The sequence below is a fragment of the Pseudanabaena sp. UWO311 genome (assembly GCF_006937785.1).
GTDB lineage: Bacteria > Cyanobacteriota > Cyanobacteriia > Pseudanabaenales > Pseudanabaenaceae > Pseudanabaena.
In genome coordinates, this window is the sequence record NZ_SJEE01000019.1 from 1 (window position 1) to 24,323 (window position 24,323).

At 40.7% G+C, this 24,323-nt stretch carries 22 protein-coding genes; 10 read left to right on the forward strand and 12 right to left on the reverse strand.

All coding sequences use genetic code 11. The features are described from left to right. The first annotated feature begins 179 nt into the window (after positions 1–179). Complete coding sequence (locus tag PseudUWO311_RS14885) at positions 180–1,100, forward strand: Rpn family recombination-promoting nuclease/putative transposase (RefSeq protein WP_142656042.1); 921 nt, start codon at positions 180–182, stop codon at positions 1,098–1,100. Positions 1,101–1,373: 273 nt separating this feature from the next. Here PseudUWO311_RS14885 and PseudUWO311_RS14895 read toward each other — a convergent pair whose 3' ends face one another. Together PseudUWO311_RS14895 and PseudUWO311_RS14900 are read right to left on the reverse strand one after the other, a co-directional pair. Then, positions 1,374–2,819, reverse strand: coding sequence for an MBOAT family O-acyltransferase (locus tag PseudUWO311_RS14895; RefSeq protein WP_142656043.1), 1,446 nt, complete (start codon positions 2,817–2,819; stop codon positions 1,374–1,376). A gap of 59 nt (positions 2,820–2,878) precedes the next feature. After that, the gene (locus PseudUWO311_RS14900; RefSeq protein WP_142656044.1) at positions 2,879–3,241 is read right to left on the reverse strand and encodes a DUF1830 domain-containing protein; all 363 of its coding nucleotides are present in this window, start codon (positions 3,239–3,241) and stop codon (positions 2,879–2,881) included. 129 nt (positions 3,242–3,370) lie between these two features. Between PseudUWO311_RS14900 and PseudUWO311_RS24050 the strand changes: the two genes are divergently transcribed. The 4 genes from PseudUWO311_RS24050 (at position 3,371) to PseudUWO311_RS14915 (ending at position 7,136) form a co-directional block, all read left to right on the forward strand. Further along, positions 3,371–3,526: a hypothetical protein gene (locus PseudUWO311_RS24050; RefSeq protein WP_190303509.1), complete on the forward strand. Its 156-nt coding sequence runs from the start codon at positions 3,371–3,373 to the stop codon at positions 3,524–3,526. A gap of 140 nt (positions 3,527–3,666) precedes the next feature. Next, positions 3,667–5,289, forward strand: a complete 1,623-nt coding sequence (locus PseudUWO311_RS14905) for a photosystem II high light acclimation radical SAM protein (protein WP_223807590.1) — start codon at positions 3,667–3,669, stop codon at positions 5,287–5,289. A gap of 79 nt (positions 5,290–5,368) precedes the next feature. Then, positions 5,369–5,950: a Uma2 family endonuclease gene (locus PseudUWO311_RS14910; RefSeq protein ID WP_142656045.1), complete on the forward strand. Its 582-nt coding sequence runs from the start codon at positions 5,369–5,371 to the stop codon at positions 5,948–5,950. Between the two features lie 7 nt (positions 5,951–5,957). Continuing rightward, positions 5,958–7,136, forward strand: a complete 1,179-nt coding sequence (locus PseudUWO311_RS14915; RefSeq protein WP_142656046.1) for an Era-like GTP-binding protein — start codon at positions 5,958–5,960, stop codon at positions 7,134–7,136. A 33-nt stretch (positions 7,137–7,169) separates the two neighbouring features. Here PseudUWO311_RS14915 and PseudUWO311_RS14920 read toward each other — a convergent pair whose 3' ends face one another. Beyond that, positions 7,170–8,453, reverse strand: a complete 1,284-nt coding sequence (locus PseudUWO311_RS14920) for an FAD-dependent oxidoreductase (RefSeq protein WP_142656047.1) — start codon at positions 8,451–8,453, stop codon at positions 7,170–7,172. A gap of 36 nt (positions 8,454–8,489) precedes the next feature. Here PseudUWO311_RS14920 and PseudUWO311_RS14925 point away from each other — a divergent pair, with 36 nt between their 5' ends. After that, positions 8,490–10,907, forward strand: coding sequence for a PAS domain S-box protein (locus PseudUWO311_RS14925; RefSeq protein WP_190303510.1), 2,418 nt, complete (start codon positions 8,490–8,492; stop codon positions 10,905–10,907). A 208-nt stretch (positions 10,908–11,115) separates the two neighbouring features. Here PseudUWO311_RS14925 and PseudUWO311_RS14930 read toward each other — a convergent pair whose 3' ends face one another. Then, complete coding sequence (locus PseudUWO311_RS14930; protein ID WP_142656049.1) at positions 11,116–12,321, reverse strand: hypothetical protein; 1,206 nt, start codon at positions 12,319–12,321, stop codon at positions 11,116–11,118. Between the two features lie 393 nt (positions 12,322–12,714). After that, positions 12,715–13,449 carry an SIR2 family NAD-dependent protein deacylase gene (locus tag PseudUWO311_RS14935; RefSeq protein WP_142656050.1) on the reverse strand — a complete coding sequence of 245 codons (735 nt, stop codon included), beginning with the start codon at positions 13,447–13,449 and terminating at the stop codon, positions 12,715–12,717. Between the two features lie 409 nt (positions 13,450–13,858). On the opposite strand from PseudUWO311_RS14935, the gene PseudUWO311_RS14940 reads away from it, so the two are divergent. Together PseudUWO311_RS14940 and PseudUWO311_RS14945 are read left to right on the forward strand one after the other, a co-directional pair. Further along, on the forward strand, positions 13,859–14,974 hold the full coding sequence (locus tag PseudUWO311_RS14940; RefSeq protein WP_142656051.1) for an AAA family ATPase: 1,116 nt from the start codon (positions 13,859–13,861) through the stop codon (positions 14,972–14,974). Next, positions 14,961–15,488 (forward strand): hypothetical protein, encoded by a 528-nt coding sequence (locus tag PseudUWO311_RS14945; protein ID WP_142656052.1) that lies wholly within the window; start codon positions 14,961–14,963, stop codon positions 15,486–15,488. The genes PseudUWO311_RS14940 and PseudUWO311_RS14945 overlap by 14 nt, the downstream gene beginning before the upstream one ends. Here PseudUWO311_RS14945 and PseudUWO311_RS24420 read toward each other — a convergent pair. The 6 genes from PseudUWO311_RS24420 to PseudUWO311_RS14970 all read right to left on the reverse strand — a co-directional run bounded on the left by PseudUWO311_RS24420 (position 15,468) and on the right by PseudUWO311_RS14970 (position 19,864). Continuing rightward, entirely contained in the window at positions 15,468–15,824 is a 357-nt protein-coding gene (locus tag PseudUWO311_RS24420) for a Fic family protein (RefSeq protein ID WP_223807591.1), read from the reverse strand. The two genes, PseudUWO311_RS14945 and PseudUWO311_RS24420, sit on opposite strands and share 21 nt — an antisense overlap. Positions 15,825–15,845: 21 nt before the next feature. Continuing rightward, a complete protein-coding gene (locus PseudUWO311_RS24425; RefSeq protein ID WP_223807592.1) occupies positions 15,846–16,253 on the reverse strand; it encodes a Fic family protein in 408 nt (135 codons plus the stop codon). Between the two features lie 16 nt (positions 16,254–16,269). Continuing rightward, the gene (locus PseudUWO311_RS14955) at positions 16,270–17,769 is read right to left on the reverse strand and encodes an isochorismate synthase MenF (protein ID WP_142656053.1); all 1,500 of its coding nucleotides are present in this window, start codon (positions 17,767–17,769) and stop codon (positions 16,270–16,272) included. An 82-nt stretch (positions 17,770–17,851) separates the two neighbouring features. Beyond that, on the reverse strand, positions 17,852–18,958 hold the full coding sequence (gene prfA, locus PseudUWO311_RS14960) for a peptide chain release factor 1 (protein ID WP_142656054.1): 1,107 nt from the start codon (positions 18,956–18,958) through the stop codon (positions 17,852–17,854). 72 nt (positions 18,959–19,030) lie between these two features. Beyond that, complete coding sequence (gene rpmE, locus PseudUWO311_RS14965) at positions 19,031–19,267, reverse strand: 50S ribosomal protein L31 (protein WP_094535981.1); 237 nt, start codon at positions 19,265–19,267, stop codon at positions 19,031–19,033. A gap of 99 nt (positions 19,268–19,366) precedes the next feature. Continuing rightward, complete coding sequence (locus PseudUWO311_RS14970; protein ID WP_142656055.1) at positions 19,367–19,864, reverse strand: GNAT family N-acetyltransferase; 498 nt, start codon at positions 19,862–19,864, stop codon at positions 19,367–19,369. A gap of 578 nt (positions 19,865–20,442) precedes the next feature. On the opposite strand from PseudUWO311_RS14970, the gene PseudUWO311_RS14975 reads away from it, so the two are divergent. Continuing rightward, complete coding sequence (locus PseudUWO311_RS14975) at positions 20,443–21,159, forward strand: hypothetical protein (RefSeq protein WP_142656056.1); 717 nt, start codon at positions 20,443–20,445, stop codon at positions 21,157–21,159. A gap of 31 nt (positions 21,160–21,190) precedes the next feature. Here the strand turns inward: PseudUWO311_RS14975 and PseudUWO311_RS14980 are convergent, their stop codons facing one another. Beyond that, positions 21,191–22,618 (reverse strand): protein adenylyltransferase SelO, encoded by a 1,428-nt coding sequence (locus tag PseudUWO311_RS14980; protein WP_142656057.1) that lies wholly within the window; start codon positions 22,616–22,618, stop codon positions 21,191–21,193. 39 nt (positions 22,619–22,657) lie between these two features. Between PseudUWO311_RS14980 and PseudUWO311_RS14985 the strand changes: the two genes are divergently transcribed. Then, positions 22,658–24,274 carry an RluA family pseudouridine synthase gene (locus PseudUWO311_RS14985; protein ID WP_142656117.1) on the forward strand — a complete coding sequence of 539 codons (1,617 nt, stop codon included), beginning with the start codon at positions 22,658–22,660 and terminating at the stop codon, positions 24,272–24,274. Positions 24,275–24,323 lie beyond the last annotated feature (49 nt).

Sequence of the window (24,323 nt, forward strand, 5' to 3'; positions counted from 1 at the left end):
GTGAACCGTAAAATTTCAACATCTCCGTCTCAAGTTCTTCGCTGTAATAACCCAAAATTATTCCTTTTCTTTCTTTATCTGAGATTATCCTAATTTGCACAAGTTATTTGTTTTTCATTCCTTAGTACATCTATTTCTTTCTAGTTGAAGAAATAGCCACCATGCTAAACTAAACCGCTATGCGAACGGACACGTTATTTTTCCAACTATTCCAATCCTTCCACACGTTACTATTCGAGCTAATCGATCACCCTATTTCAGAAGCCGAAGGATACAAATTTAGTTCAGTCGAGATCAAAGAAAAAGCATTTCGATTTGATGGCATCTTCATGCCCGAAACTAAAGACAAACCAATATTCTTAGCAGAAGTCCAATTTCAACCCAAAGAAAACTTTTACTCCGAATTCCTAGCCGAAATATTCCTGTATCTCAACCAATATCGCCCCATCCAAGACTGGCAAGCCGTAGCCATATTCGCCAGACACAACTGCGAGCCAGCACCCGATAAGTTTTCTCAAGAACTAATCGCATTAGGACGAATTAAGCGCGTATATCTAGAAGACCTAAGACAAGAGACAGATTCACATGGTATCGAAATTATTCAGCTAATCTTAGCATCAGAGAAGAAAGCCCCAAAACTAGCCAGAAAACTAGCTGAAAAAGTTGAGCAAGAAGCCAATACCGAACTGAGGGATAACATAGTAGAATTTATAGAAGCAGTATTGGTATACAAATTCCCAAAACTAAGTCGTCAAGAGGTTGAAGCCATGTTTACACATAGCGATCTAAAGAAAACCCGCGTTTATCAAGATGCAGTGCTAGAGGGCAAACAAGAGGGTTTACAAATTGGCAAACAAGAGGGTTTACAAATTGGCAAACAAGAGGGTTTACAAATTGGCGAACAACGCGGTTTAGTGAAAGGTCAGTCTGCAATGCTACAACGCCAACTAACCCGAAAATTAGGCAAAATATCTCCAAGCATAAAATCTAAGATTTCTAAATTATCTGTCGCACAGCTAGAAGATTTAGCCGAAGCAATCTTTGACTTTCAAACTTCTGCTGATTTGAACGCTTGGGTAAAAAAACATTTGGCACGTTGATTGAAGATATAGCATTGCAAATTTCAATCTTTGATGGATAGCTTGGATATCAACTTAAACACTGTGCGAAAAAAGAGATCTGGGCTTTAAGTTAGAACCTCGTCGTTGGGATATAGAACGTACTTTTGCTCGTCTTGGTAAGCAGCGGAGCTTGAATAAAGATTATGTCTTCCTGAACTTAAGTGAAGCTTTTGTTCATTGGGTCAGGATTGCGCTCATGCTCAAAGAGGCTTTGTAAAAGTTGTTAAATAGCATGCGTTCTACAACTAGTTTTTAAAAATCAAAATAGATAAAGGGGAGTTTCTTGTCGGGGCTGAGGATGCTGACTAGAAAAAGGCTGACGGGAACTAGAAATAATTTCACTTGCCAGTTTAGCTGCCACTTGGCGCGATCGCAACGATAGGCAACTAGAGAACACATGCATAGACCAAATAGTAATAACGCAATCTGTCCTGCCGTAATACCGAGAGATTCTACATAGATTTTTACACCGAACTGAGGATCGCTCTCGTAGCCCCAGAGTCTTTGCAAAAACATATTTGTATCAACTAAATTAGGTAATCGGAACGGAATCCAGCCGATAAATACTACCAACTGGGTGATTGCAACTGCCAAGAGTCTCATTGGCAAAGGCTTCCAGATTTTATGCAAATCTTCAAATACCCTGCAAACTTCCATCCAGAGGCGATGAGCCACCAGCGCCGCACCATGCCAGACACCCCAAATAATGAAGCCCCAGTTTGCACCATGCCAAATTCCGACTACAAGCATGATGATCATCAAATTTAGGCAAGTCCGCCAAAGCCCACCCCTAGAACCCCCCAAAGGAATATACAGATAATTTCGCATCCATGCGCCGAGGGTCATGTGCCAACGCCGCCAAAAGTCGGAAATGCTTGCTGAGAAATAGGGGAAATCGAAATTTTGAGGCAACTTGAAACCTAATAACAAAGCGCTACCTCTAGCCATATCGATATAGCCGCTAAAGTCACAATAAATTTGAATGCCATAGGCAAATAGAGCCAACCATAGATCGATACTGCCTGCGCGTTCAGTATTCCGAAAACTAAGATCAACTAGTCGGGCAAGATTGTCTGCAATGATCCCTTTTTTGACGGCTCCACAAGCAAATAACCATACACCTTCAGCAATATCTGGTAAAACGGGACGCGATCGCGTGATTAGTTGTGGTGCAAATTCTTGATAGCGGGTAATGGGACCAGATAGTAGTTTGGCAAAAAATAACTTATAAGCTGCAAAATTTAGAAAATCCTTGGCGGGACTATTACCGCGATAGGTATCAACTAAGTAAGCAATTAACTCAAACACAAAAAAGCTGAGCGTGATCGGCGGTACGATGTTTGCCTTCGCCCAGATCGCTAGCGAACTCCCCACTGGCAAACCCGTAATATTGCCGATCGCCGTTGCGACGAAAGGAATATATTTAAACCCAAATAGCAGTAGCACATCAAAAAATATCCCCACAAAAAGCAGCCACTGCTTCAGGAATTTGTCGCCTTTGCGAATTTCTCCTCCCAACCAAAAATTAATTGCCAACATCACTAACAACAGCCAAACATATTGCCTCTGAATAAATGAGTAAAACAGTAAGCTTGCTGTCAAAATAATTAACAAGCGTGCTTGCACATTTGGTAAGAGCCAATAAATAACTGTAACGATGAGCAGGAATAAAGCATAATCAAGGGACAAAAAGTCCATTTTTACGCTACTCAAATAATTCAAAAACTGGGAAAAATTGAAGACCAGAAAATCCATTGTTAGGAGACTACTTCAGGTTCAGGTAGGTTCAGCAGCGCCGATGGATCGTGAAGTGAGTCATCATCAATATGTTTGATGGGAACCCAGTCAGGTAAAGCGCAGCTAGCTTCTTCTACCTGTAATTGGACACAGGGAATTGTATCCGAAAGTATGGAGCTTGCCATCATACCTGTATGAATCTCAACATGTGCCGAGGCGATCGCCTCAAATATAAGATTTTGCCCAGGGAATACAACCCGCTCGAAATACCATAGAGGGACATCGGTAATCCGAGCTATTTGGATTTTGCTGGTTGCATTTACATAAGAGCAGACAATCTTTTTGTCGTGCAAATCAGCAGGTAAAGGATCAAATATGGACATAGTATTTTTTATATAAAGTTATTTAAGCAAAAATTAACAAGATTTTTTGGACATTAAACCAGCGTTAGTTAGTCATTAACCCAAAAATATTCCTAATTAAATCAAATAAACCCTGCCGATATATTTGGAATGAACAAGAATACTAATCTCGCCATTTTGCCCGTACATAAAGCTAACACTCAAGACCAACTAGCGATTGTAAACACTACTACCAACTATCAATTCAGCGATCGCCAATTTGATCCCTGTTTGATCCCCGATTTATCGATCCCCATGATTACCTAACTGGTGAGAAAGTGAATATAATTAAGATATGTAAAGACTTAGGGGTAAATAACCATCAATTCACACAAATGAAAATTGTGGTAAAAGCCCCAAAAATAATAAAAACAATAATAAATAATTTAGATCAAAGATAAAATTCTATGTCTACTACTGATTTCATAAAAGATCCCCAAGATTTAGCTAGTGACATATCTGGTGTAGCCTTAGGCTGCGATCGCATTCTTTACATCCGCCTACCATGCAACCCGATTTTTCCGATTGGCGTAGTTTATTTATCAGATCACATTCATAAGGTTGCGCCGCATGTGCAACAAAATATTTTTGATTTAGGCACTGTGCCACCCCTTGATTTTTATGCAGCTCTGGATCGGGCGATCAATAAGTTTCAGCCAAATTTATTAGTATTTTCTTGGAGAGATATTCAGATTTATGCTCCAGTAGGTGGGCGAGGTGGCAATCCCCTGCAAAATGCGTTTGAGTTTTACTATGCCAAAAATCCTTTTAAGAAATTTCGTGGTGCTATCAATGGACTACGACTATTTACGGCTTATTACACTGAGCTTTGGCGCAACTCAAATTTAATCAAGCGAGGCTTAAGTCGAGCTAGAAGATATCATCCTGAAGCCAGAGCCGTAATTGGTGGTGGCGCGGTCAGTGTTTTTTATGAACAGTTAGGGAACGTGTTACCCAAAGGAACAATTATTTCTGTTGGCGAGGGTGAATCTTTATTAGAGCGTTTGGTGCAAGGACGTGAAATCGAAGGCGATCGCTGCTATGTGGTCGGAGAAACTAAGCCTCGCGCCAGATTAATCCATGAGCAACCCGCACCGATTGAAAAAAGTGCTTGCAATTACGAATATATTGAATCGATTTGGGAAGATTTTAATTACTACTTCCGCGATCGCGACTTTTATATCGGTGTGCAAACTAAGCGAGGCTGTCCGCACAACTGTTGTTATTGCATTTATACGGTAATTGAAGGTAAGCAAGTTCGCATCAATCCCACCGATGAAGTAATCAAGGAAATGCGCCAACTTTACGATCGCGGCGTTCGTAATTTCTGGTTCACCGATGCTCAGTTTATTCCTGCGAAAAAATTCATTGATGATGCTGTAGAACTTCTCGAAAAAGTCAAAGCATCAGGCATGACTGATATTCATTGGGCAGCCTATATCCGTGCTGACAATCTCACGCCTTATCTCTGTCAGTTAATGGTAGAGACAGGTATGAGCTATTTCGAAATTGGTATTACTAGCGGCTCTCAAGAACTTGTTCGGAAAATGCGAATGGGCTACAACCTCAAGTCGGTATTACAAAACTGCCGCGATCTCAGAGCCGCAGGTTTTAATGAATTAGTTTCCGTTAACTATTCTTTTAATGTGATCGATGAGACTCTAGAAACAGTACGTCAGACGATCGCCTATCACCGAGAATTGGAAGCTATTTTCGGTGCGGATAAAGTGGAACCTGCGATCTTCTTCATTGGGTTACAACCACATACACATTTGGAAGATTATGCTTTCAAAAATAACATTCTCAAGAAAGGCTATAACCCAATGAGTATGATGCCTTGGACTGCCAAGAAGTTACTTTGGAATCCTGAGCCTCTAGGTTCATTCTTTGGGGAAGTATGTCTAGAAGCATGGAAGCGCGATGATGACGACTTCGGGCGGACGGTAATGGATATTCTCGAAGAGCGCCTTGGACGCGCACCATTGGAAGAAGCTCTCGCTGCGCCGATGAAAGAACTAGTAAATGCTTAATTAAAGCAAGAGGTGGCGCGTAGCGCCACCTCTCCCGTTTCGGGTTTATAATATGTAATCAGCGAATGGAATAACATTTATGGTTCAAGCCGCGATTCCCCAAGTCAAGTATCTATCCTACGAAGAATACTATGCCTATGATGACGGCAGTGATACTCGCTATGAGCTAGAGGATGGAGAATTAGTTGCAATGCCCCCAGAATCAATTTTTAACTCTGATGTATCAATGCGACTATTGTTCGCATTAGGTAAATTTATTCCTGCCCATTTATTGAGATATAAAGAAGTCTCGATTGAGGTAAGTGGTCGTAGAGCTAAGGTCAGAATACCTGATCTGATAATTTTGGGCGAAGAATGTCGGATAGCTTTAGAGATGACGAAGAGAGGAACAATTACCCATGATATGCCACCGCCATTGGTGGTAATTGAGGTCGTATCTGCTGGACATGAGAATGAATCAAGGGACTATCGCTTTAAGCGCTCTGAATATGCAGCGAGAGGGATTGCTGAGTATTGGATAGTCGATCCTGTGCGTAGTCAGATTACGCTGCTATCTTGGGTTGAAGGCTTTTATGAAGAAGCTATTTATACAGGTGATGTAGTGATTAAAAGTGGCGTAATTCCAGAAATTGAGATTGATTTGAGAGATATTCTGGGTTAACTTTTTCATGCAGGATTATCCACAACAGGTGCGCGATCGCCTAATCAATTATCGCAATTTATTCCAAAAAGAATTAACAGAATCTGAGCTAGTAGAAATATTAGGTCTTGAAGAGAAACTTGATAAAAGCGCGATCGCGATCGCAGTTTTTGGCATGGTATCGCGGGGAAAGTCATCATTAATTAATGCTTTACTGGGACAGAAGCTAAGCGAGACGGGCGCTACTCATGGCACAACTAAAGATGTTGCAGTGTATGCGTGGGATGCTGGTGGAAAAATTCAACTGCGATTAATGGATACACAGGGGATTGATGAGATTGGTGGCGAAATAAGAGGAGAACTTGCCTTGGAATCAGCTAAACAAGCTGATTTAATTTTGTTTGTAATTGCTGGAGATATGACGCGGTTAGAACAAGAAGCGATCGCTAATCTACAAAAATACTATAAGCCGATTTTGTTGATTTTTAATAAAACCGATCTTTATCCTGAGTGCGATCGCGATGCCATTCATCAGGCGTTACAAAATATAGACATGCAGAAGCTGATCTCACCGCAAGAGATTGTCTTGACATCAGCAGAGCCGAAGCCTTTTAAGGTAAGGCTCCAATATAGTGATGGGCGCGATAGTCAAGAAGTTTGGGAACAGCCGAAGCCTAACATCCAATCTTTAAAAGAGCGAATTCTAGATTTGCTGAATACTGAAGGGAAAGAATTGTTAGCGGTGAATGTATTGCGATCGCTATTAGAAATCCAAAATGCAGTCACGCAAAGACATATCCAAAAATTACAAGCATCAACTACGATCGCAGCTTTGGTCTTTATATCGGAGGTGATCGGAATGTTGATATCACCATTGCGATGGGTCGATGGCTTGATTAGTGGTATTTCTACTGGTCTATTCGTGAGCTGGGCGATCGGCAAATATCCGAGTCAGAAGAAGTATTTATGGTTAATAGTAGTTTTAGCGATCGCTGTTTTTGTTGGAGCTTCAGGGCTCAATAATGAAGTTGCTCGCTATATTCAAATTGTTGGGGCGGGATTGAGTTTATTGTTGCTATTTAGGAGCCTCATCGCTGATATCGATCAAAGTCAAGCTTCTGGAAAGCTTGGTGCAAAAACATTAATCACCGAAATTATTCGAGATGTCCCCGAATGCTCGATATTAAAAAGATTTCAGAACATTTAGAGATAAAAATAGGGATTTGCCCTGTTTTTATCTCTAAATGTTCCAATCACGCCGAAAAGCAAACCAGCTCTTGAATTTCGCTTGCTGGCGACAATCACGATGGAGTTTTTCCCATTGCTCTGTAATCTGTAACTCTTGTAAAACGGCGATATTTTGGATTTTGACTTTTCCTTGCATGGCGATCGCGATCGCCTCGATCACGAACTTGGCGCGATCGCCAAACATACTTGCACCAAGAATTTGCCCTTTATAGTTACAAATGATTTTGCATAAGCTATTCTCTGTAGAGCTTTCTAAAATATACAGAGCTTGCCCATACTTTTGTTTTGCCAATAGTTCAGTCATGCCAACCTGAGCGACGGTTGGCATTGTTGATACATTGATCATCTTCGGACCTTGAGGAATAGATACTGATCGCCAAAAATCAGTTTGCAAGGTTTGTTTCACAATCTTGGCAATATCTCGATCACCATGACATTGATAAATATGGCGATCGCTAGGAAAGTAAAACTCTTTTGGCGCTAAGGGTATTAAAAGGCGATCGCATTCTATCGTTTGGTTATCTATCCAAATCTTTGTGCGGCTATGCTCAGCCTGGCTTACCGCAGTCGTTTGGGTGTTGGTATAAATCTCAATCCCTTCAGCTTCTAGTTGAGCTTGCAAAGTACGGGCGATCGCCACATCTACGTTTGGTAGAATATGATTACGGTCAGTGATTAAGCTTGTATTTACACCCAGAAAATTTATGGCTTGCGCGATCGCACAAGCATAGGAATCATCACCTAGAACAGCGATCGAGTGAGGTAGATCTTCTAAATTTAGGAGCTGATGTGCGGTTAAGTAATTATGTTCAGCAAGCCCAAAGATTTTCCGATGTGGTGTGATGTCATGGGCGATCGCGTAGGTGCGTGAACTGAGTCTGCGATGAGAAAATGCTCTAGATCTTTCTGTGAGGGCATTTTCGCTAACTTCTAAAACATGAGAATTTTGGATTTTACCTTGAAATTTACATTCCCCAATAATTACATCAACCCCATTTTTTTGCAGTATTTCTAACCTTTCTTCCTGCCAAAAATTATCACGAATTGAGGATATCCGATTATTAAAAAGGTGCAAACGCTCAGATTTAGGGCGATCTCTGATCATATTTTGCAATAACAGTAAAATATAATCAATCTGGACAATGTTTAGATAAGCATCTTTGACTTGATGCTCCAAGACCCAAGCTACTCTGGCTCCACGTTGAGCCGCAAGGCTAACTAATTTATAAGCATGAGCGCTCATGCCAATCACAACGAGGTCATAATCGACCGACATTCTAGACAAGCTCTTAATCAATTAACGACTAAACCAATGCTAGTACAAAACAGCATTTATCTTGATCTTGCAATTGATCGCTACCCAATCGTGGTTGCGCCAGAAAGCTTGGTATTAGAAGCGATTAGTCTAATGAATCAATTGGCTCAATCATTTCATTCATCAGACTCCAATCATCCCAACGACCATAACAGCTTGATTGAAGCTAGAGCAGGGTGTGTTTTGGTAGTTGACGAAAATAGGTTGATTGGGCTTTTGTCTAAGTGGGATATATTAAATCTAGTGCAGCAACAAGTAAATTTACAGAACTTGAAGATTGTTGACGTGCTTGCGGATTCTCCAATGATAGTTCGGCGATCGCAAATTCAAGATTTAGAGTCACTGCTCAACCTCTTAAACCAATCTCGATGTCGCCATTTACCTGTGATTGATGACTTTGACAAAATAATTGGAGTTGCTACGCAAGAAAGTATTCTCTTCGCAAAAAACAGACTGGCTGAAGATACTCTAGCCAATGTGGAAGCTCAAAAAAGAGCAGTCTTAAACGCAATTCCCGATCTAATTTATCGTCTTAGTGTTGATGGCATTTATCTAGAATGCTTCTCAAGCAGCTATGTCGTTGATTTACTCCCATCTGACTTTGATCCGATCAGCAAACATCTTTCAGATGTACTGCCCCATGATTTAGCAAATCGCAAATTAAATGCAATCAAACAGGCGATCGCTACTGATAAGATTCAGTCTTTTGAGCAGCAGTGGAATATTAATGGGCAAATACAATATGAAGAGGTGCAGATAGTTAAAATTAACGACCAAGAAGTTTTGACAATTATTCGGAATATTAGCGATCGCAAGAAGTCAGAAGAAGCACTACGCGAGTCGGAGATGCGATTTAGAAGTGTATTTGACAATGCGGCAGTGGGAATTTCAGTAGCTGCACTTGAGGGGAAACATCTTGCCGTTAACCAATCTCTATGTCAGATGCTGGGATATACAGAGAATGAGCTACAAGTTTTGACATTTCAGGAGATCACCCATCCTGACGATCTGGAGATCGATCTCTATCACTATCAGAAACTACTTAGCAATGAGATTGATAGTTTTCATATTGAGAAGCGATTTCGTCACAAAAACGGACAATTTATTTGGGGATTGATGAGTGTTTCCATCGTTCGTGACCCTGAAAATCAGCCTATGTACGATATTGCACTGATTCAAAATATCAATGAGCTGAAAACTACTCAACAAGAACTATGCAAACTCAACCAAGAATTAGAAATTAGAATTCAGCAGAGAACTGCTGATCTGGCGGAAAGCGAAACTCGCAAACAAGAAATACTCAATGCGATTCCCGATTTATTACTGCGCCTTAGACGAGATGGGATTTGTCTTGATTATATGTTGCCAATTGTCCCCGACAAAGAAGTATTTGTACCGATCAAGCAAAATATTTCTGAAGTTTTATCGCCGACAGTTTTGGCTGAACAACTCGAAGTATTCAATAAAGCAATTATCACTGGTGAGGTGCAAATTTATGAACATAAACTCCAAAAATATGGCGAATGGGTTTATGAGGAAGTTCGGGTTAGTCCCTGTGGTGAAGATGAAGTCCTCGTATTAGTAAGAAATATTAGCGATCGCAAACGTGCCGAAGAAGCTCTCCAGTTTAGTAATGAAAGGCTGATTGCAACTAATAAAGAACTAGAACGGGTTACTCATCTTAAGGATGAGTTTCTTGCCGCAATGAGTCATGAGCTGCGGACTCCGCTCAATGCCATTTTAGGGATTTCAGAAGGTCTACTGGAGCAGGCTTTTGGTGAACTGAATCAGCGTCAACAGGGTTCATTAAAAACAATTCAAAAAAGTGGTCAACATCTTTTGGAGTTAATTAACGATGTTCTTGATGTTGCCAAAATTGAGGCAGGTATGTTTACCCTAGATCTAACTTCGGTCTCGGTACGCTATCTATGCGACAGTAGTCTTAGCTTTGTTAAACATCTAGCTATTCAAAAGAATATTCAATTAAATCTCATAATTCATGATGGTGTACCAACAGCGATCGTGATTGATGAGCGCCGAATGCGACAGTTGCTAATTAATTTATTGAGTAATGCGGTAAAGTTCACCCCAAAAAATGGAACAGTCAATCTCGAGGCAAATTTAGCCAATGTTGCCATAGGTTTATCAGAAGCAAATTCCGAAGACAATTTTAAACATGAGCTTCATTTTTCCGTGTCTGATACTGGTATCGGGATCTCTATGGAGGATATCAACAAACTATTTCAGCCCTTTGTACAGATCAACAGTAGCCTCAGTCGTCAGTATGCAGGGACAGGGTTAGGGTTGAATTTGGTGAAGAAACTTGCTGAACTACATGGGGGAAATGTAAATGTTAGTAGCAAAGTTGGTGAAGGCAGTTGCTTTACTGTCAGCTTTCCCTATGAAAGTGGATAAAAATAATCCTCAAAATGGCAATGCTATATCAAAACCCAAAGAAGAGTTGCGGCGCGAAGCGCCGCAACTCTTCTTTGAGTCTTATGTCTTACAGCGTTTTGCTCTCAAACCAAAACCAAGATAAGTTTTGAAACGTTGCTTCGCAACGCTTTCAAAATTTATCTTGTGGCTCATTTGATCGGTAATTGCTGTAATGTAGCTAACCCTTTTAACGATGTCTAACCAGAAAAGAGGGTAAATCTACTTTTGAATTTGGGCGAAGCGATCGCACTGGTGTTGGGTCTGGTAAAGATTCAAGCGATCGCTCTGCTCTGTAACCTTGAACATAGGTAGATTCATTCTGAATCGGTTCAGTTAAATGCTTAACGGGTCTTTCGACTAGCAGACGATCTAATGCACCACTAAGTTGGAGGGCATGATGCTGATGACGCACTGATTGCTCTTTCCAATGCTGGATCGCCGCTTCATATTCAGATGCTTTAGATGCTTGATGTAGAACTTGATTTTGCAATTCTTCGATTTGCTGCTCTAATTCTTGTACTCTTGTCAGATCAGTGACATATTCATTTTCAAGCCCTCGCAAAGATTGCTGCAATTGTGCTCGATTAGAGAGATGTTGAATTAGTTCTTCTTCTAGTTGATCCCGTTGAGTCGAGACTTCTGATAGTTTAGTCTGTGCTAATTCAAGGGTTTTAGTGGACTCTTTGAGGAAAACTTGAGTTGACTCTAACTCTGTAGTCAAGGTTTGCTGTGAAATATCTAGCTCTGTGTTTTGATATTGCAGTTGATAAATCAATTCATCCTTACTATTGATCTCTTGAATATATTTCTGGGTAACTTTCTGGGTTTCAATTTCTAAGGCGATCGCTAAACGATGTTTAAATTCTTCCTCTAGTTGCAAAACATGGATGGCAAGGCGATCGCTTAAATCTCGATCATCTGTGGCTGGGGGGTGAGATTGCAACTTAGCAACTTGACTTTGCAGTTGTTCAAGTTTGGTAGTGAGTTCTGCGACTTGCCGATCGCGATCGTTGCTAACACTAGTAATTTCCTGCTCAAGCTGATCGACATATTCACATTCAAATTGGTGTTGCAATCGCAGATCTTCTAACTCTTTCTGAATGCGATCGCGATCGGCTGCTAATTCATTAGCCAAATAATTAGATTCGATAATTTCTGGGGGGTTGGATGTACTAGGCTGCTGATTATCTACAAGCCATTCATCAGCAAAAGCATCAACGGCAAAAGCATCTACGTCATCTAGGTTGTCTAGCAACATATTGGCAATCTCAGCGATCTCTTTTTCTTTTAGTCCACCACTACTTAAGAGCGCATCAAGGTCATCGTCATCATTAACGGTTACGGCGCTAACCGAAACTTCTCGTAGTGCTGATTCGTGTTTCAATTCACTCACGTATAACCTCACCCACAATACCGAGGCATTTTTACAAGACAAACATTAACAGACTTTGTCAAGTTTGCAATTCTTTTCCAGTAATTCTTGTCACAAAGCTTGGTTTTAATGACAATGGCTGATTTTTTCAGTATTTACAGCTATCGCCATTGACAGTTGGTTGAACAGCTTATTGTGCGATCGCTGGTTAGCCCCGTAGCAAATTCAACCAATTTTTAACAAGTTTTTGCGATCGGTTACTCATGCTGCCAATCCACATCAGCAGAGGTATCGTGGTTTTTAAATTACTGATGTAAAGAAAACACAAAAATGTAGGGGCAAATCATGAATTGCCCCTACATTTTTCCCACCTAACTGAAAACCGCTATGGCAGTGCAAAAGTTTGTCACGATTTTATGATGTTGCACCAAACAATAGAGGCACAAGTTCTTCAGCAGATCCTAAATACTCTTCTTTAAAATAAGGATTCTTCGGTTCCATTGGCTCCAAGTTGATCAAGATAGTTCTAGCTCCAGCATAATCGGCTGATCTGACAAATCCAGAAGCTGGGTAGACAGTCCCTGACGTACCGATCGCAATAAACAGGTCACAATCCCGTAAGGCTCGTTTCGATAACCACTCTTCTTTAACTGGTAGCTGTTCGCCAAACAGTACAGTATCTGGACGTAATGGGGAACCACAACTCTGGCAAACAGGCAGCACATCATTATAAGGGTTGCTGTCTAGATAAGGTGTCAGACTACAGTTAGAGTTACTGCATCGAGTACGACGAACATTACCGTGGATCTCAATAACGTTAGAGCTACCTGCAAGTTGATGTAATCCATCAATGTTTTGAGTAATGAGTGTGAATTGCTGGTCTAGAGATAAGTTCGCTTCAAACTTTGCCAGCTTAATGTGAGCAGCATTAGGTTGTGCTGTTGCTAATTGCTTTCTCAAAGCACCATCTAGTTGCCAGATTGCTCTTGGATTGGTTTGAAGTAGAGAACTATCGGCATATTCAATTGGATTAATTTCATTCCATAATCCGCCCTTACCTCGAAAAGGACGAATTCCCGAAGCAACAGATACTCCAGCGCCAGTTAAAACGACTATTTTACGGAAACGAGAAAAGTTTATGGCTTGCATGAATATAGCTGGTCTTATCTATTTGAGCTATGGGTTGACAGATAGTATTCCCAAATTAGACTGGTTCGCTTCACCAATAACCTAGCCAGTTGAGATAATAATCGTTAAATTACATCACAAAATAGGCGATCGCGCTAAGATTAAAGCGTGAGTAAGCTATAGCCAAGAGCCACAATGTTTACGAAATTACGCATTCAGAATTTTAAGTCATGGGCAGATACAGGCGAGTTTCGGATGGCTCCTCTGACTGTTTTTTTTTGACGAATAGCTCAGGCAAAACGGCTATCTTGCAATTTCTAATTTCTGTTAATGCTTAAACCAACTGTTGTATGATTCCATTTAACCGCAACAACTATAATGAATTGGCAACGATATAACCAATAATATTAAAGACAGTCTATACCAATATATGTTGAACAGAATCTATATAGATAATTTTCGTTCTCTAGTAAATTTTGAGCTTTCATTTGATTCTATTAACCTATTTCTCGGTGCAAATGGTTCAGGTAAATCAACCGTTTTTGAAGCTATAGAAGCAATTAAAACTTTGATTTCTAAAGGAATTAAGGTGGAAAAATGTTTTTACATGTTTGACTGTTGTCGCTGGCAAATATCTAACACTCAGAATTTTGAAATAGAAATAGATGGAAATGGAGGTAAGTATAGATATGAGTTAGTTATACAGTATAACGAACAACAAAAACCATTCATTGCAAATGAACGACTATGGTTTGATAGTCAGCCATTGCTAAAATTTGAATTAGGTAATGCTTACATATATGATGATGATCATTCGGAAGTATCCAAAATCTCTAATTTCGATTCATCACAGTCGTTCCTTTCATTCCTTTCTCCAACAAATACCAATAAAAAATTAACTTGGTTTAGAAATCGTATAGATCGTTTAGTAGTTGTACAAATTACACCTTTTGCAATAAACGGTGTCAGTGAGCAAGAAAGCTTTTCTATAACACCTAGAATGGAAAACTATGTATCTTGGTATAGGTATCTTTCACAAGATCAAGGAAAAATTTTTGAGATTACAAATGTTTTAAAAGATATCTTAGATGGATTTGTGAATTTCAGATTTCAAAAAGTTAGTGAGGCTAATTATGGGTTAAAACTAATATTTGAAAATGAGTCTGACAATAAAAAAGTAATTGAATATTACTTTAATGAATTATCTGACGGTCAGAAAGTAATTATAGCTCTATATACATTAATTTATGGCACTCAAAATGAAGATTATACATTATGTATTGATGAGCCAGAAAACTTTCTAGCATTACCAGAAGTGCAGCCTTGGCTAGATCGACTTTATGATTTTTGTAGTGAGAAGAAATTACAAGCTATTCTCATTTCTCATCATCCTAAACTCATTAATTTTCTTGCAGCAGATGCAGGTTATTGGTTTGAACGTAAGGGCAATTCTCCAGTACGAGTTAAGAGAATTAAAGACGAGGATGATACTGGATTACCAATTTCTGATTTAGTAGAGCGTGGTTGGCTTTATGACCCAGAATAGACAAACTATCGTGATTTTGTGTGAAGATCGTCAACAATATGTCTTTGCTCGTTACTTCCTTAAGAAAAAAGGATTAACTGGAAATTTTATTGATAAAAGTTGTCCTAGTGGTAGGCAAGCTGGAGAGCAATATGTTCGCGAACGTTATGCATCAGAAGTTAAGGCTCATCGGAGTAAAAACTACCTCAATATTTGCTTGATAGTAGTAATAGATGCTGATAGAAATACTGTAGCTGAACGCATAAAACAGTTGGACTCAGTTCTTGAGGAAAAACGTCATCGCAAAGAAAGGATTGCGATATTTGTTCCGAAGAGAAATATTGAAACTTGGATATATTACCTCCAGTCAGGAGAATCTATTGATGAAGTTGTTGCTTATAGCAAGCTTGCAAATCAAGGAGAATGTAGGCCATTTGTTGAAAAGTTAGCCGAGCAATGTGTACTAGGTTTACCTTCCAATGCACCGCCATCAATGCATGATGCTTGTATTGAACTAAAGCGAATCATTGAGTAGTTGTTTGATTCTTTGGGGACTTAATATATTTATATATCTTTCTAAAGCAAATAAAACCTTTTCGGCAATTAACAAAATAAAATCTTCTTTATTATTCTCAATCCGTACCTTTTCTAAAGCGTCATAATAAGCCATTCGACTATCATAATAACCACCAATAATTGCTAATGGAAAACCATATTGCAACAGAATTAGATTCATGATTAAGCGAGAAGTCCTACCATTACCATCAATAAAAGAATGAATAGTCACTAACCTCTCATGCATTTCGGCGGCTAAAACTACTGGATGCAGATTATCTTTTTCCTGATTATAAAATCGAAAATAATCCTCCATCAAATCTTGTAATAAATAGGGTTATGGTGGCAAATGTTTACTTCCTGCGATCGCAACAGGCAGCTTTCGATAAACTCCTGCATTTTCGCGATCGATTCCATACAAGACAATTCCATGAATTTGCTTGAGGATAGATTCTGATAAATCTAACTTTTGATAAACGAGATCATCAATAAATAAAATAGCTTCTTTATGATTAATTGCTTCTAAATGCTCACGCATACTTTTGCCACTAATCGTCATTCCCTCATTGATGACTAACTGAGTTTCACGTAACGTTAAAGTATTACCTTCGATACGATTACTTTCATACAAAAACTCGACTGCTAACGCTTCTTTGATCGTGGAATTGTCCAAAGATTGACGCAAAATATCTAGCTCTACTTTGAGTTGATCAATATCAGCAAGGATTGATTCGATGGTTCTCATAAATTCAGAATGTAAATTACATTGCGCCCAAAGCCTTTAACAAAGCTGCGAACTTAATCGTAGTTTCACTTTGCTCGTTTTCAACTTGCGAATTAGCGACAATTCCTGCACCAGCAAAAATCCTTGCCCGATCGCCTTGAATATAACCCGCTCTAATCCCCACACCAAAAGTCCCCTCACCATTACCATTTAGCCAACCGATGGGCGCAGCATACCAACCGCGATCGCAGGCTTCCCATTGCTGCATAAAACATACTGCACGATCCCTTGGTTCACCACCAACTGCCGCCGTTGGATGTAACTGTTGCAGAATATCAAGAGCAATTAACCAGTCAGAATCATCAATTTGGGCAGTGATCGGCGTATATAAATGCTGCACATTAGAAAGTCTTAGTAAACTAGTCTCCGCTTGCGGATCGATCGCCGCACCCATACTTTGCAAGCGATCGCAGATCGAGCGAATCACAATTTGATGCTCGCACATGTCTTTTTCGCTATTGAGCAAGCGATCGCCGAGCATCAGATCCTCTTGGACAGTCTTGCCACGCTCGATCGAACCTGCCACCGCATCACTACGTAACCAAAGGCGATCGCTTTGAGCTTTAAATTGCAACACCACTTCAGGAGTCGCACCCAAAAAGGTTTTGCCCACACCATAATCTAGCAAAAAAGAAATGCATTCAGGATATTCACAACGTAATACATGCAGCACCTGAAACGGATCGAAATTGCGATCGGCTAACACATCCAACGCCCTAGCCAATACCACTTTCTCAAAATGTCCTTGATGAATTAAAGCCAATGCACGTTCGACGATCTCTGTCCAGATTTGTTGACCTTGAACCTCGACGATTTTACTCACTTCATGCACTGTTGGCGCTTCATAGTGGGAGCTTTCTTGTAAATGCGATCGCAAAGTCTCTATACGCTCTAATACTTCATCTGGCTTGTCCCAAGGCTGAATGTAGTGATTTAGAGTTAAAGTACAGCTTTTATCTTTGCGTCGTACCATCCAACGGGGAATAAAAAAGAGTAAAGTCGGAAACTCGATCGCTGGTTGATAATCGCTTGGTTCTGCTAAATCGAGGTAGTCACTCGCATTACTACCATTGCGATAAAACGAAAATGCACCAAAAAAATGTATAGGAATTTGAAGTTCTGGCGATTCAAGATCAGCAATCTTAGCAATAATCGCATTAGCTAAATGGTTTTTGATAAATTTTTTGGCACAGTCAAAGCGATCGCTTAAATCATGATTAGGAACTGAAACTTCCGCTACCGAACCAGCCGCCGCTAATACTAAATCGGCATTTGGCTGTTCCCAATAAAATTTTGGCTGTTGGGGATCTGACTTACTTGCCAACAACAATAAAGGATTAATGCACTCCCAGCTTTGAGAGTAACTAAATAAAATCGGTGACCCTGTGATCTGCGCTTGAGCGATCGCTTTAACAATCCAATCGTGCAGAGATTTAGAATCGATACTGCTATAGGTGACACTCTGACGAACTTGCATGATTATATTTTATCCATACAACGCCGTTCAGCCACAATAAAAGAGTTTCTTAAATTAAAGGGTCGCAAAGCGACCCTTTAATTTAAGAAACTAGATCGTCACCAGTTGCGATCGCCAATTCCTGTAAACGCTCTTGTTGATCCTTAGAAATACAGCTTTGAATTACTTCTTCGAGATCCCCCTCCAAAATCGGCGGCAAAGTAAAATTCTGCCCCAAACGATGCTCGGTTAAACGACTATCTTTATAGTTGTAAGTACGAATTTTTTCGGAGCGAGAACCTGTGCCAACCTGCGATCGGCGCATCGAGGTGATCTCTGCTTGTTGTTCACGCAACTTAATTTCATAGAGCTTAGCCCGCAAAATCTGCATCGCACGTTCTTTGTTTTGTAACTGCGATCGCTCTTCAGTACAAAAAATTCTAATCCCCGTCGGTTTGTGAAATAAATCGGCGGCAGTTTCTACCTTGTTGACGTTTTGACCACCAGCTCCGCCCGATCGCGCTGTTGACATTTCAATATCCTTGGGATCAATATGAACCTCGACTTCATCAACCTCAGGCATAATCGCCACTGTTGCTGTTGAAGTATGCACCCGCCCCTGTGACTCTGTTGCAGGAACACGCTGCACCCGATGCACTCCCGACTCAAATTTAAGTTTGCTGTAAACGCGATCTCCCTGAACTTCAATGATCGCTTCTTTAAAGCCACCCATTTCGGCAAGAGTCTCACTGATCATTTTTACTCGCCAGCCTTGACGCTCGGCATAGCGCGTATATAGACGCACCAGATCTCCAGCCCAAATTCCTGCTTCATCACCACCCGTACCCGCACGGATTTCCAACATGATGTTCTTATCATCATTAGGATCTTGGGGCAGTAGCAGGATTTGCAGCTTTGCTTCTAGTTCTGTTAGTTTCGCTGATAACTCCTCAACTTCTAAAGCCGCCATTTCCATCAGTTCGGGGTCATTCGACTCCTTCAAGATTTCTTGTGACTCTTTGTAATCTTGCTCAGCCTTACGAAAAGTCTCGTAGGTCAAAACTGTCTCTTCTAGAGAAGCACGCACCTTAGCAATGCGCTGAAACTCGCCATGATCGGTCGCCACGTCAGGGTCACCCATCCGACGAGTCAGTTCATTGAAGGTTTGTTCAACAGATTCGAGCTTTTTGATTAAGTAAACAGCAGGCATGGAATTTGAGTTACCGCAAAAGAAAATGAAAAATTAGCAAGCTAGAGGTCAATCTTAGACTTATCCCTTTGGCTAGACCTGATTTTCCACAGCAGCGTTTTCGTCAAACATACCGTACTTACGCAAGAAGCGTTCTACGCGACCTTCGGTATCGATAATCTTTTGTGTGCCTGTGTAGAAGGGGTGATTGCCCGACCATACATCAACATTAATCTCAGGATGAGTAGAACCAATGGTTGCTACCACTTCACCGTTGCAAATTACTTTTGCTTCGGGATACCACTTCGGGTGAATTCCAGCTTTAGGCATAGTCTTAGCTATAAAAAATCAAAAATTAAGCTTTTCTAGACTAGCATAGAATTATGCAATCTAAAACAAGATGTAGAGCGAAGCTCTACATCTTGCTTTTTATGGATACCAAAACATGCCTTTGATGCCTTCGGGATCGGCATTGAAGCCTAGCTGACTGTAAAACTCGACTACATGGGCATCGGCAAACAGACTGATATTGCTAATGTCAGATTTGCGTAACTCTTTAATCATTTCTTCCATCATTGCTTTGCCTAAGCCCCTGCCTTGAAATTCGGGGTGAATTACCACATCCCATAATGTGGCGTTAAAAGCATAGTCAGAGGTAGCGCGAGCAAAACCAATTAAACGTTTAAAACCGCCGCGATGCTCCCACATTGAAAGTACGACAAAACTATGTTGTAAGGCAATACGAACTTTACGAATAGGTCTTCTCGCCCAGCCTACAGAGTCACATAATTCTTCTAGTTCATATAGATCAAGATCTTTTTCAGTGCTAAAGAAAATCTGTCCGCTTTGGTTTGGTACTTGGCGAAGTTTTGTTTTTTTGGTTGGTTCGAGGGTGTCAGAACCAAATAAGCTTTTCCAGAACCCCATTTGTGTAAGCGATCGCCTTGTCTATTACAAATTCGTTACAGATATTCTAAACGCCTTTGTATTGTATCTGCTTTTGTTGAATTCAGGCGATCGCAAATACTAAAATGCTCTTGTTTATAGCTTTTGCTAGTCTTACTACCCAAATACAAAATGGCGTAGCCATTTTGTATTTTTAAAACCTTTACTGGGTTTGGCTTTTAATTCACAAAAGTATCACGACACTTTTGTGAATTGATATTGCTGAGACAGAAAACCTAAGATATTGGAGACGACGCTTCGCGTCGTCTCCAATATCTTAGGTTTTCTGTAAGACTGGCAACAGATATAAATGCTAGGCATATCCAGTCTTGTCTCTATGTTGGTAGAATTATGCCAGCATTGCTGCATTTAATTAATCCCCCGAAATATTAGCTTTTATTTTTTTAATTTCTGAAACAAGCAATGTTAAATTCGATCGCAATATTTCAAAGTTATAGTCATCCAATATCAGCAATTGCGCCTAAAACAATAGGTGCGGCAATATTTTTGGCTATATTCTGGATCATGAAATGCGATTGTGAGCGCTCAGGAGGTTGGCTATGACGTTTGGGCTAAAAACCTCAACGGTCGAATTACTGAAACGCTTTAACATGAGCTTTCCTCAGTTTTACGAGCAATTTGTTAGTAGTGATATTCAACTGCAAAATCTACGTTTGGCTTATCAGCTCTATCAAACTAAGGAAGCAGTAATTGAGTTAAAGTCTGAAAGCAGCAAGAGTGTGCTGTATTTTGCCTATCGCAATCAGTCTTTTTTGCTAAGTGATATTTTTGGGGTACTAGCTGCCTATGGCTTGACGATCCATAGTCTTAGCTTGTATGGGCAAATCCACACACCGATGTTGGTATTTATCAAGTTGGTAATTTCTCGCGGGGGGAAATCTCTGCCCCAGAAGACGGCGGAAAATGTGCGGAAGGCGATCAAGGAGACTCTGTTAGGTCGTTTTGAGGTTGAGGAAATGTTGGCGCTAGAGTTTAACCTTGATAGCGGGCTTAAGAAAGTAGAGACAAACTTTTATGTCGATCGCGTGTTTCATTTACCAGCATTGTTAGTAGAGGCAGATAGCCAACCTGGGTTGTTTTATAAAGTGATGAATGCGATTTGGCAAGAAGATTTATTAGTAGTGAATGCCAATTTGCTGGTTTGGCGAGGACGCACAAGGTTGATTTTGTATCTGTTGGGGCCAAACGAAAATTTAATTCCTGAGTATTTAGGAACAAAAATTGCGGAAAGCCTCAAGCAGCGGTTGTCTTATTAAAAAAAGAGTGACGCTTTGCGTCACTCTTTTTTTAGTCTTTGAGTTGCGCGATCGCATCATATAGAGGCTGCCAATCATCATCAACGGTAATCCTCTCCCAGAGTTCTTCAATTTTAGGACGCAAGAAAATGATGGTGGGATTAGCTTGTTTAAGTTGATGGGCAATGTTTTCCATTTCTGCGATCGGCTGACGGATTAGCAATTGATGGTAAACGACGCGCCATTTTTCTAATAGCGGCAATTGCTCATCACTTAGTTGCCAATCATGTTCAGCAAAAATATTGTTTGTATCTTCGCGCCAATTAGTTTGGAAAGATTGGCGGAGCTTAACAAAAAACTGGTTATAGCCGATTGCTTGCACACCTGACAGCAATTCTAAAGTTGCCCCAATTAAATCCTCTGTTTCAGGCTCAGAGAGAGTGATAAACCCTAAACGCTTTAACATCATTTCGCAATAGGCTTCGCGATAGAAGTCCTTAAACTTCTCTAGAGAAGAACGCATATCATCTTTGTCCATCACCATGCTGAGAGGATCTTGCAGCTTTTCGAGATTCCAATAGCAAGCGGCGGGTTGATTGGCGTAGCTATAGCGTCCTGCATAATCGAAGTACGCGGCAGTAAATCGCGGATCATAAGTAGGAATAAAGGCAAAGGGCCCATAATCAAAGCTTTCACCAGTAATCGACATATTGTCTGTATTGAGAACTGCATGACAAAAACCTGCTGCCATCCATTGAGCGCAAAGATTAGCAACTCGTTCGACAAGTTCTAAATAAAATATGCCATCTTGGTTCTCTTTACCCCAAATATGTGGATAGTAAATTTGGAGAACATGATCTAGTAAGTTGCGGGTGAGATCGGCACGTCCAATCCAGCGTAGGCGCTCGAAAGTACCGAAGCGAATATGCGATCGCGAAAACCTCACCATTACTGACGATCTAGTTGGTGAAGGCTCATCTCCTCGCCATAGGTCTTCGCCTGTTTCAACGAGACTAAGACAGCGAGAAGTTGTCACGCCCATGCGATGCAGAGCCTCTGAAGCAATTATTTCGCGGACACCACCTTTGAGGGTGAGTCTACCATCTGCGGAGCGAGAGTAAGGAGTTCGTCCAGAGCCCTTTGTTCCAAAATCATAAAGTTCATCATCGAGTCCACGTACTTGTCCATAGATAAAGCCCCGTCCGTCGCCGAGTTGAGGATTATATTCTCCAAACTGATAGCCATGATAACGCAGGGCTAGAAATGGGCGCACGGAACGAAAATGCCCGAAGGCTTCGATAAAGTCATCGTCGCTGACCTCTGAGGGGGCGAGTCCAATGGTCGGCAAAATATCGTCATTACGCCAACGTAGTTTGTGCATCGGATATTCGGCAGCAGTAACGATGTCGTGATAGTCTGCTAAAGATTCGATCGCAGGTTCGTAGTTGAGATTAAGGAAAGGGTTGCTAGGGTGACTCATATCGAAGAAGTAAGCAGCGAAATGTTAAAGGCTTCTGCCATGATACTTGGTTCAGATCATGATCAAGATGCAACCTACTGGTATGAGGGGCGTTGTCCCTATAGTGGTGAAGTATTGAGCTTACCAAGGACTCTGCAAGCTGAGGCGATCGCAAAAGATTTAATGCAAGAACTAGGGCGCATTTATCCCCATGATGTAGAAGGCAAAATGTATGGGGTATTACTAGCAGAATCATTAACAGGGGAAAGAGTAGTTCTGAAAGCTTTTTCTGGTTTGCTAAATGGAGAGAGTCAAATCCAAGGATGGGTTCCACCGATCGCAGGTCGAGAAAAAGTTGCTACCGAGGAATCCATTACTCTGAGCAAGTTAGCAACAATTAAACAGGAACTAATTGAGTTAAGCGAAATTCCTGAAGGTTTAGAATATGAGAAAAGATCCCTAGAATATGAGTTGCAATTTCAAGCTTTATGCGATCGCCATCAGGTTTCCAAACAAGCAAGACAGCTAAAAAGAAATCTCAATGATTTAGAAGCAAAAGAGATAGAAAAATTAGATCGTGAAAGTCAATTAGAAAAGATGGCAAGACGCGATTTCAAACGCGATCGCGATCGTGTTTTGTTGCCATTAAAAGAAGCAGTTTCCTTAGCTGATGCAAAAATGCAAATCCTTAAAAAGCAACGCCGAGAGCTATCACGCACTTTACAAACACAGATGCATAGCGCTTATGTATTAACAAATTTCGCAGGAGAAACGCGATCGCTACGAGAATTAATTACGGAAGGAGCAATGCCTACGGGTATGGGAGATTGTTGTGCTCCCAAGTTGTTGCATTATGCAGCAACGAACCATCTCACACCTAAAGCTATGGCAGAATTCTGGTGGGGAAATCCTTCGGCTGATGGTTACAAAATTCAAGGTGAGTTTTATGGTGCATGTGTGGAGAGATGCCAACCTTTGATGGGATTTTTATTGTCAGGAAGAAGATCGCCCACAGCCCCTCATATATCTGCAAATCTTGCTCCGCAAGATTTGCAGATCATCTATGAAGATGAGCATCTAATTGCGATCGCCAAACCCGCAGGACTTCTTTCTGTGCCTGGGAGGTACTTGGATACTCAAGACAGCGTTCTCAGTAGGTTACGTCAATCTCTAGGCGCAGATATACCTATTTATCCAGTGCATCGCCTCGATCGCCAGACCTCAGGGATTTTATTGTTTGTGCGTGATTTAGAATCTCTTCGCAGTTTAAACCATCAATTTGCACAAAGACAAATTCACAAAATATATGAGGCTTTACTCTCTGGAAAGATAGAGCATGAGCATGGAGAGATTGATTTACCATTGTGGGGTAATCCCGAAAATCGTCCTTTTCAACAGGTGGATTTTGACCGTGGCAAGCCTAGTGTGACTAAATTTCGCCTGTTAGAAAATAAAGATAATTATCCGCGCATAGAATTTGTTCCATTAACTGGCAGAACGCATCAATTGCGGGTTCACTCCGCCGATCCGCGAGGATTAGGCACGACAATTTTAGGTGATCGCCTTTATGGTTGTGATGCTGCAACTGATCGATTGCATCTTCATGCTCGCGAGATAACTTTCATACATCCGCGATCGCAAGAGCTAATTCATTTACAAATTCCTGTCCCCTTTTAAGCAAATTGAGATCGCAAATATCTTTATACCAAGCTAAAAATAGTGCTCC

Coding starts and splice junctions, on each gene's coding strand:
- PseudUWO311_RS14885 (WP_142656042.1), top strand. CDS start 180: ATGCGAACGGACACGTTATTTTTCCAACTATTCCAATCCTTCCACACG.
- PseudUWO311_RS14895 (WP_142656043.1), bottom strand. CDS start 2,819: ATGGACTTTTTGTCCCTTGATTATGCTTTATTCCTGCTCATCGTTACA.
- PseudUWO311_RS14900 (WP_142656044.1), bottom strand. CDS start 3,241: ATGTCCATATTTGATCCTTTACCTGCTGATTTGCACGACAAAAAGATT.
- PseudUWO311_RS24050 (WP_190303509.1), top strand. CDS start 3,371: ATGAACAAGAATACTAATCTCGCCATTTTGCCCGTACATAAAGCTAAC.
- PseudUWO311_RS14905 (WP_223807590.1), top strand. CDS start 3,667: ATGTCTACTACTGATTTCATAAAAGATCCCCAAGATTTAGCTAGTGAC.
- PseudUWO311_RS14910 (WP_142656045.1), top strand. CDS start 5,369: ATGGTTCAAGCCGCGATTCCCCAAGTCAAGTATCTATCCTACGAAGAA.
- PseudUWO311_RS14915 (WP_142656046.1), top strand. CDS start 5,958: ATGCAGGATTATCCACAACAGGTGCGCGATCGCCTAATCAATTATCGC.
- PseudUWO311_RS14920 (WP_142656047.1), bottom strand. CDS start 8,453: ATGTCGGTCGATTATGACCTCGTTGTGATTGGCATGAGCGCTCATGCT.
- PseudUWO311_RS14925 (WP_190303510.1), top strand. CDS start 8,490: ATGCTAGTACAAAACAGCATTTATCTTGATCTTGCAATTGATCGCTAC.
- PseudUWO311_RS14935 (WP_142656050.1), bottom strand. CDS start 13,449: ATGCAAGCCATAAACTTTTCTCGTTTCCGTAAAATAGTCGTTTTAACT.
- PseudUWO311_RS14940 (WP_142656051.1), top strand. CDS start 13,859: ATGTTGAACAGAATCTATATAGATAATTTTCGTTCTCTAGTAAATTTT.
- PseudUWO311_RS14945 (WP_142656052.1), top strand. CDS start 14,961: ATGACCCAGAATAGACAAACTATCGTGATTTTGTGTGAAGATCGTCAA.
- PseudUWO311_RS24420 (WP_223807591.1), bottom strand. CDS start 15,824: ATGGAGGATTATTTTCGATTTTATAATCAGGAAAAAGATAATCTGCAT.
- PseudUWO311_RS24425 (WP_223807592.1), bottom strand. CDS start 16,253: ATGAGAACCATCGAATCAATCCTTGCTGATATTGATCAACTCAAAGTA.
- PseudUWO311_RS14955 (WP_142656053.1), bottom strand. CDS start 17,769: ATGCAAGTTCGTCAGAGTGTCACCTATAGCAGTATCGATTCTAAATCT.
- prfA (WP_142656054.1), bottom strand. CDS start 18,958: ATGCCTGCTGTTTACTTAATCAAAAAGCTCGAATCTGTTGAACAAACC.
- rpmE (WP_094535981.1), bottom strand. CDS start 19,267: ATGCCTAAAGCTGGAATTCACCCGAAGTGGTATCCCGAAGCAAAAGTA.
- PseudUWO311_RS14970 (WP_142656055.1), bottom strand. CDS start 19,864: ATGGGGTTCTGGAAAAGCTTATTTGGTTCTGACACCCTCGAACCAACC.
- PseudUWO311_RS14975 (WP_142656056.1), top strand. CDS start 20,443: ATGACGTTTGGGCTAAAAACCTCAACGGTCGAATTACTGAAACGCTTT.
- PseudUWO311_RS14980 (WP_142656057.1), bottom strand. CDS start 22,618: ATGAGTCACCCTAGCAACCCTTTCCTTAATCTCAACTACGAACCTGCG.
- PseudUWO311_RS14985 (WP_142656117.1), top strand. CDS start 22,658: ATGATACTTGGTTCAGATCATGATCAAGATGCAACCTACTGGTATGAG.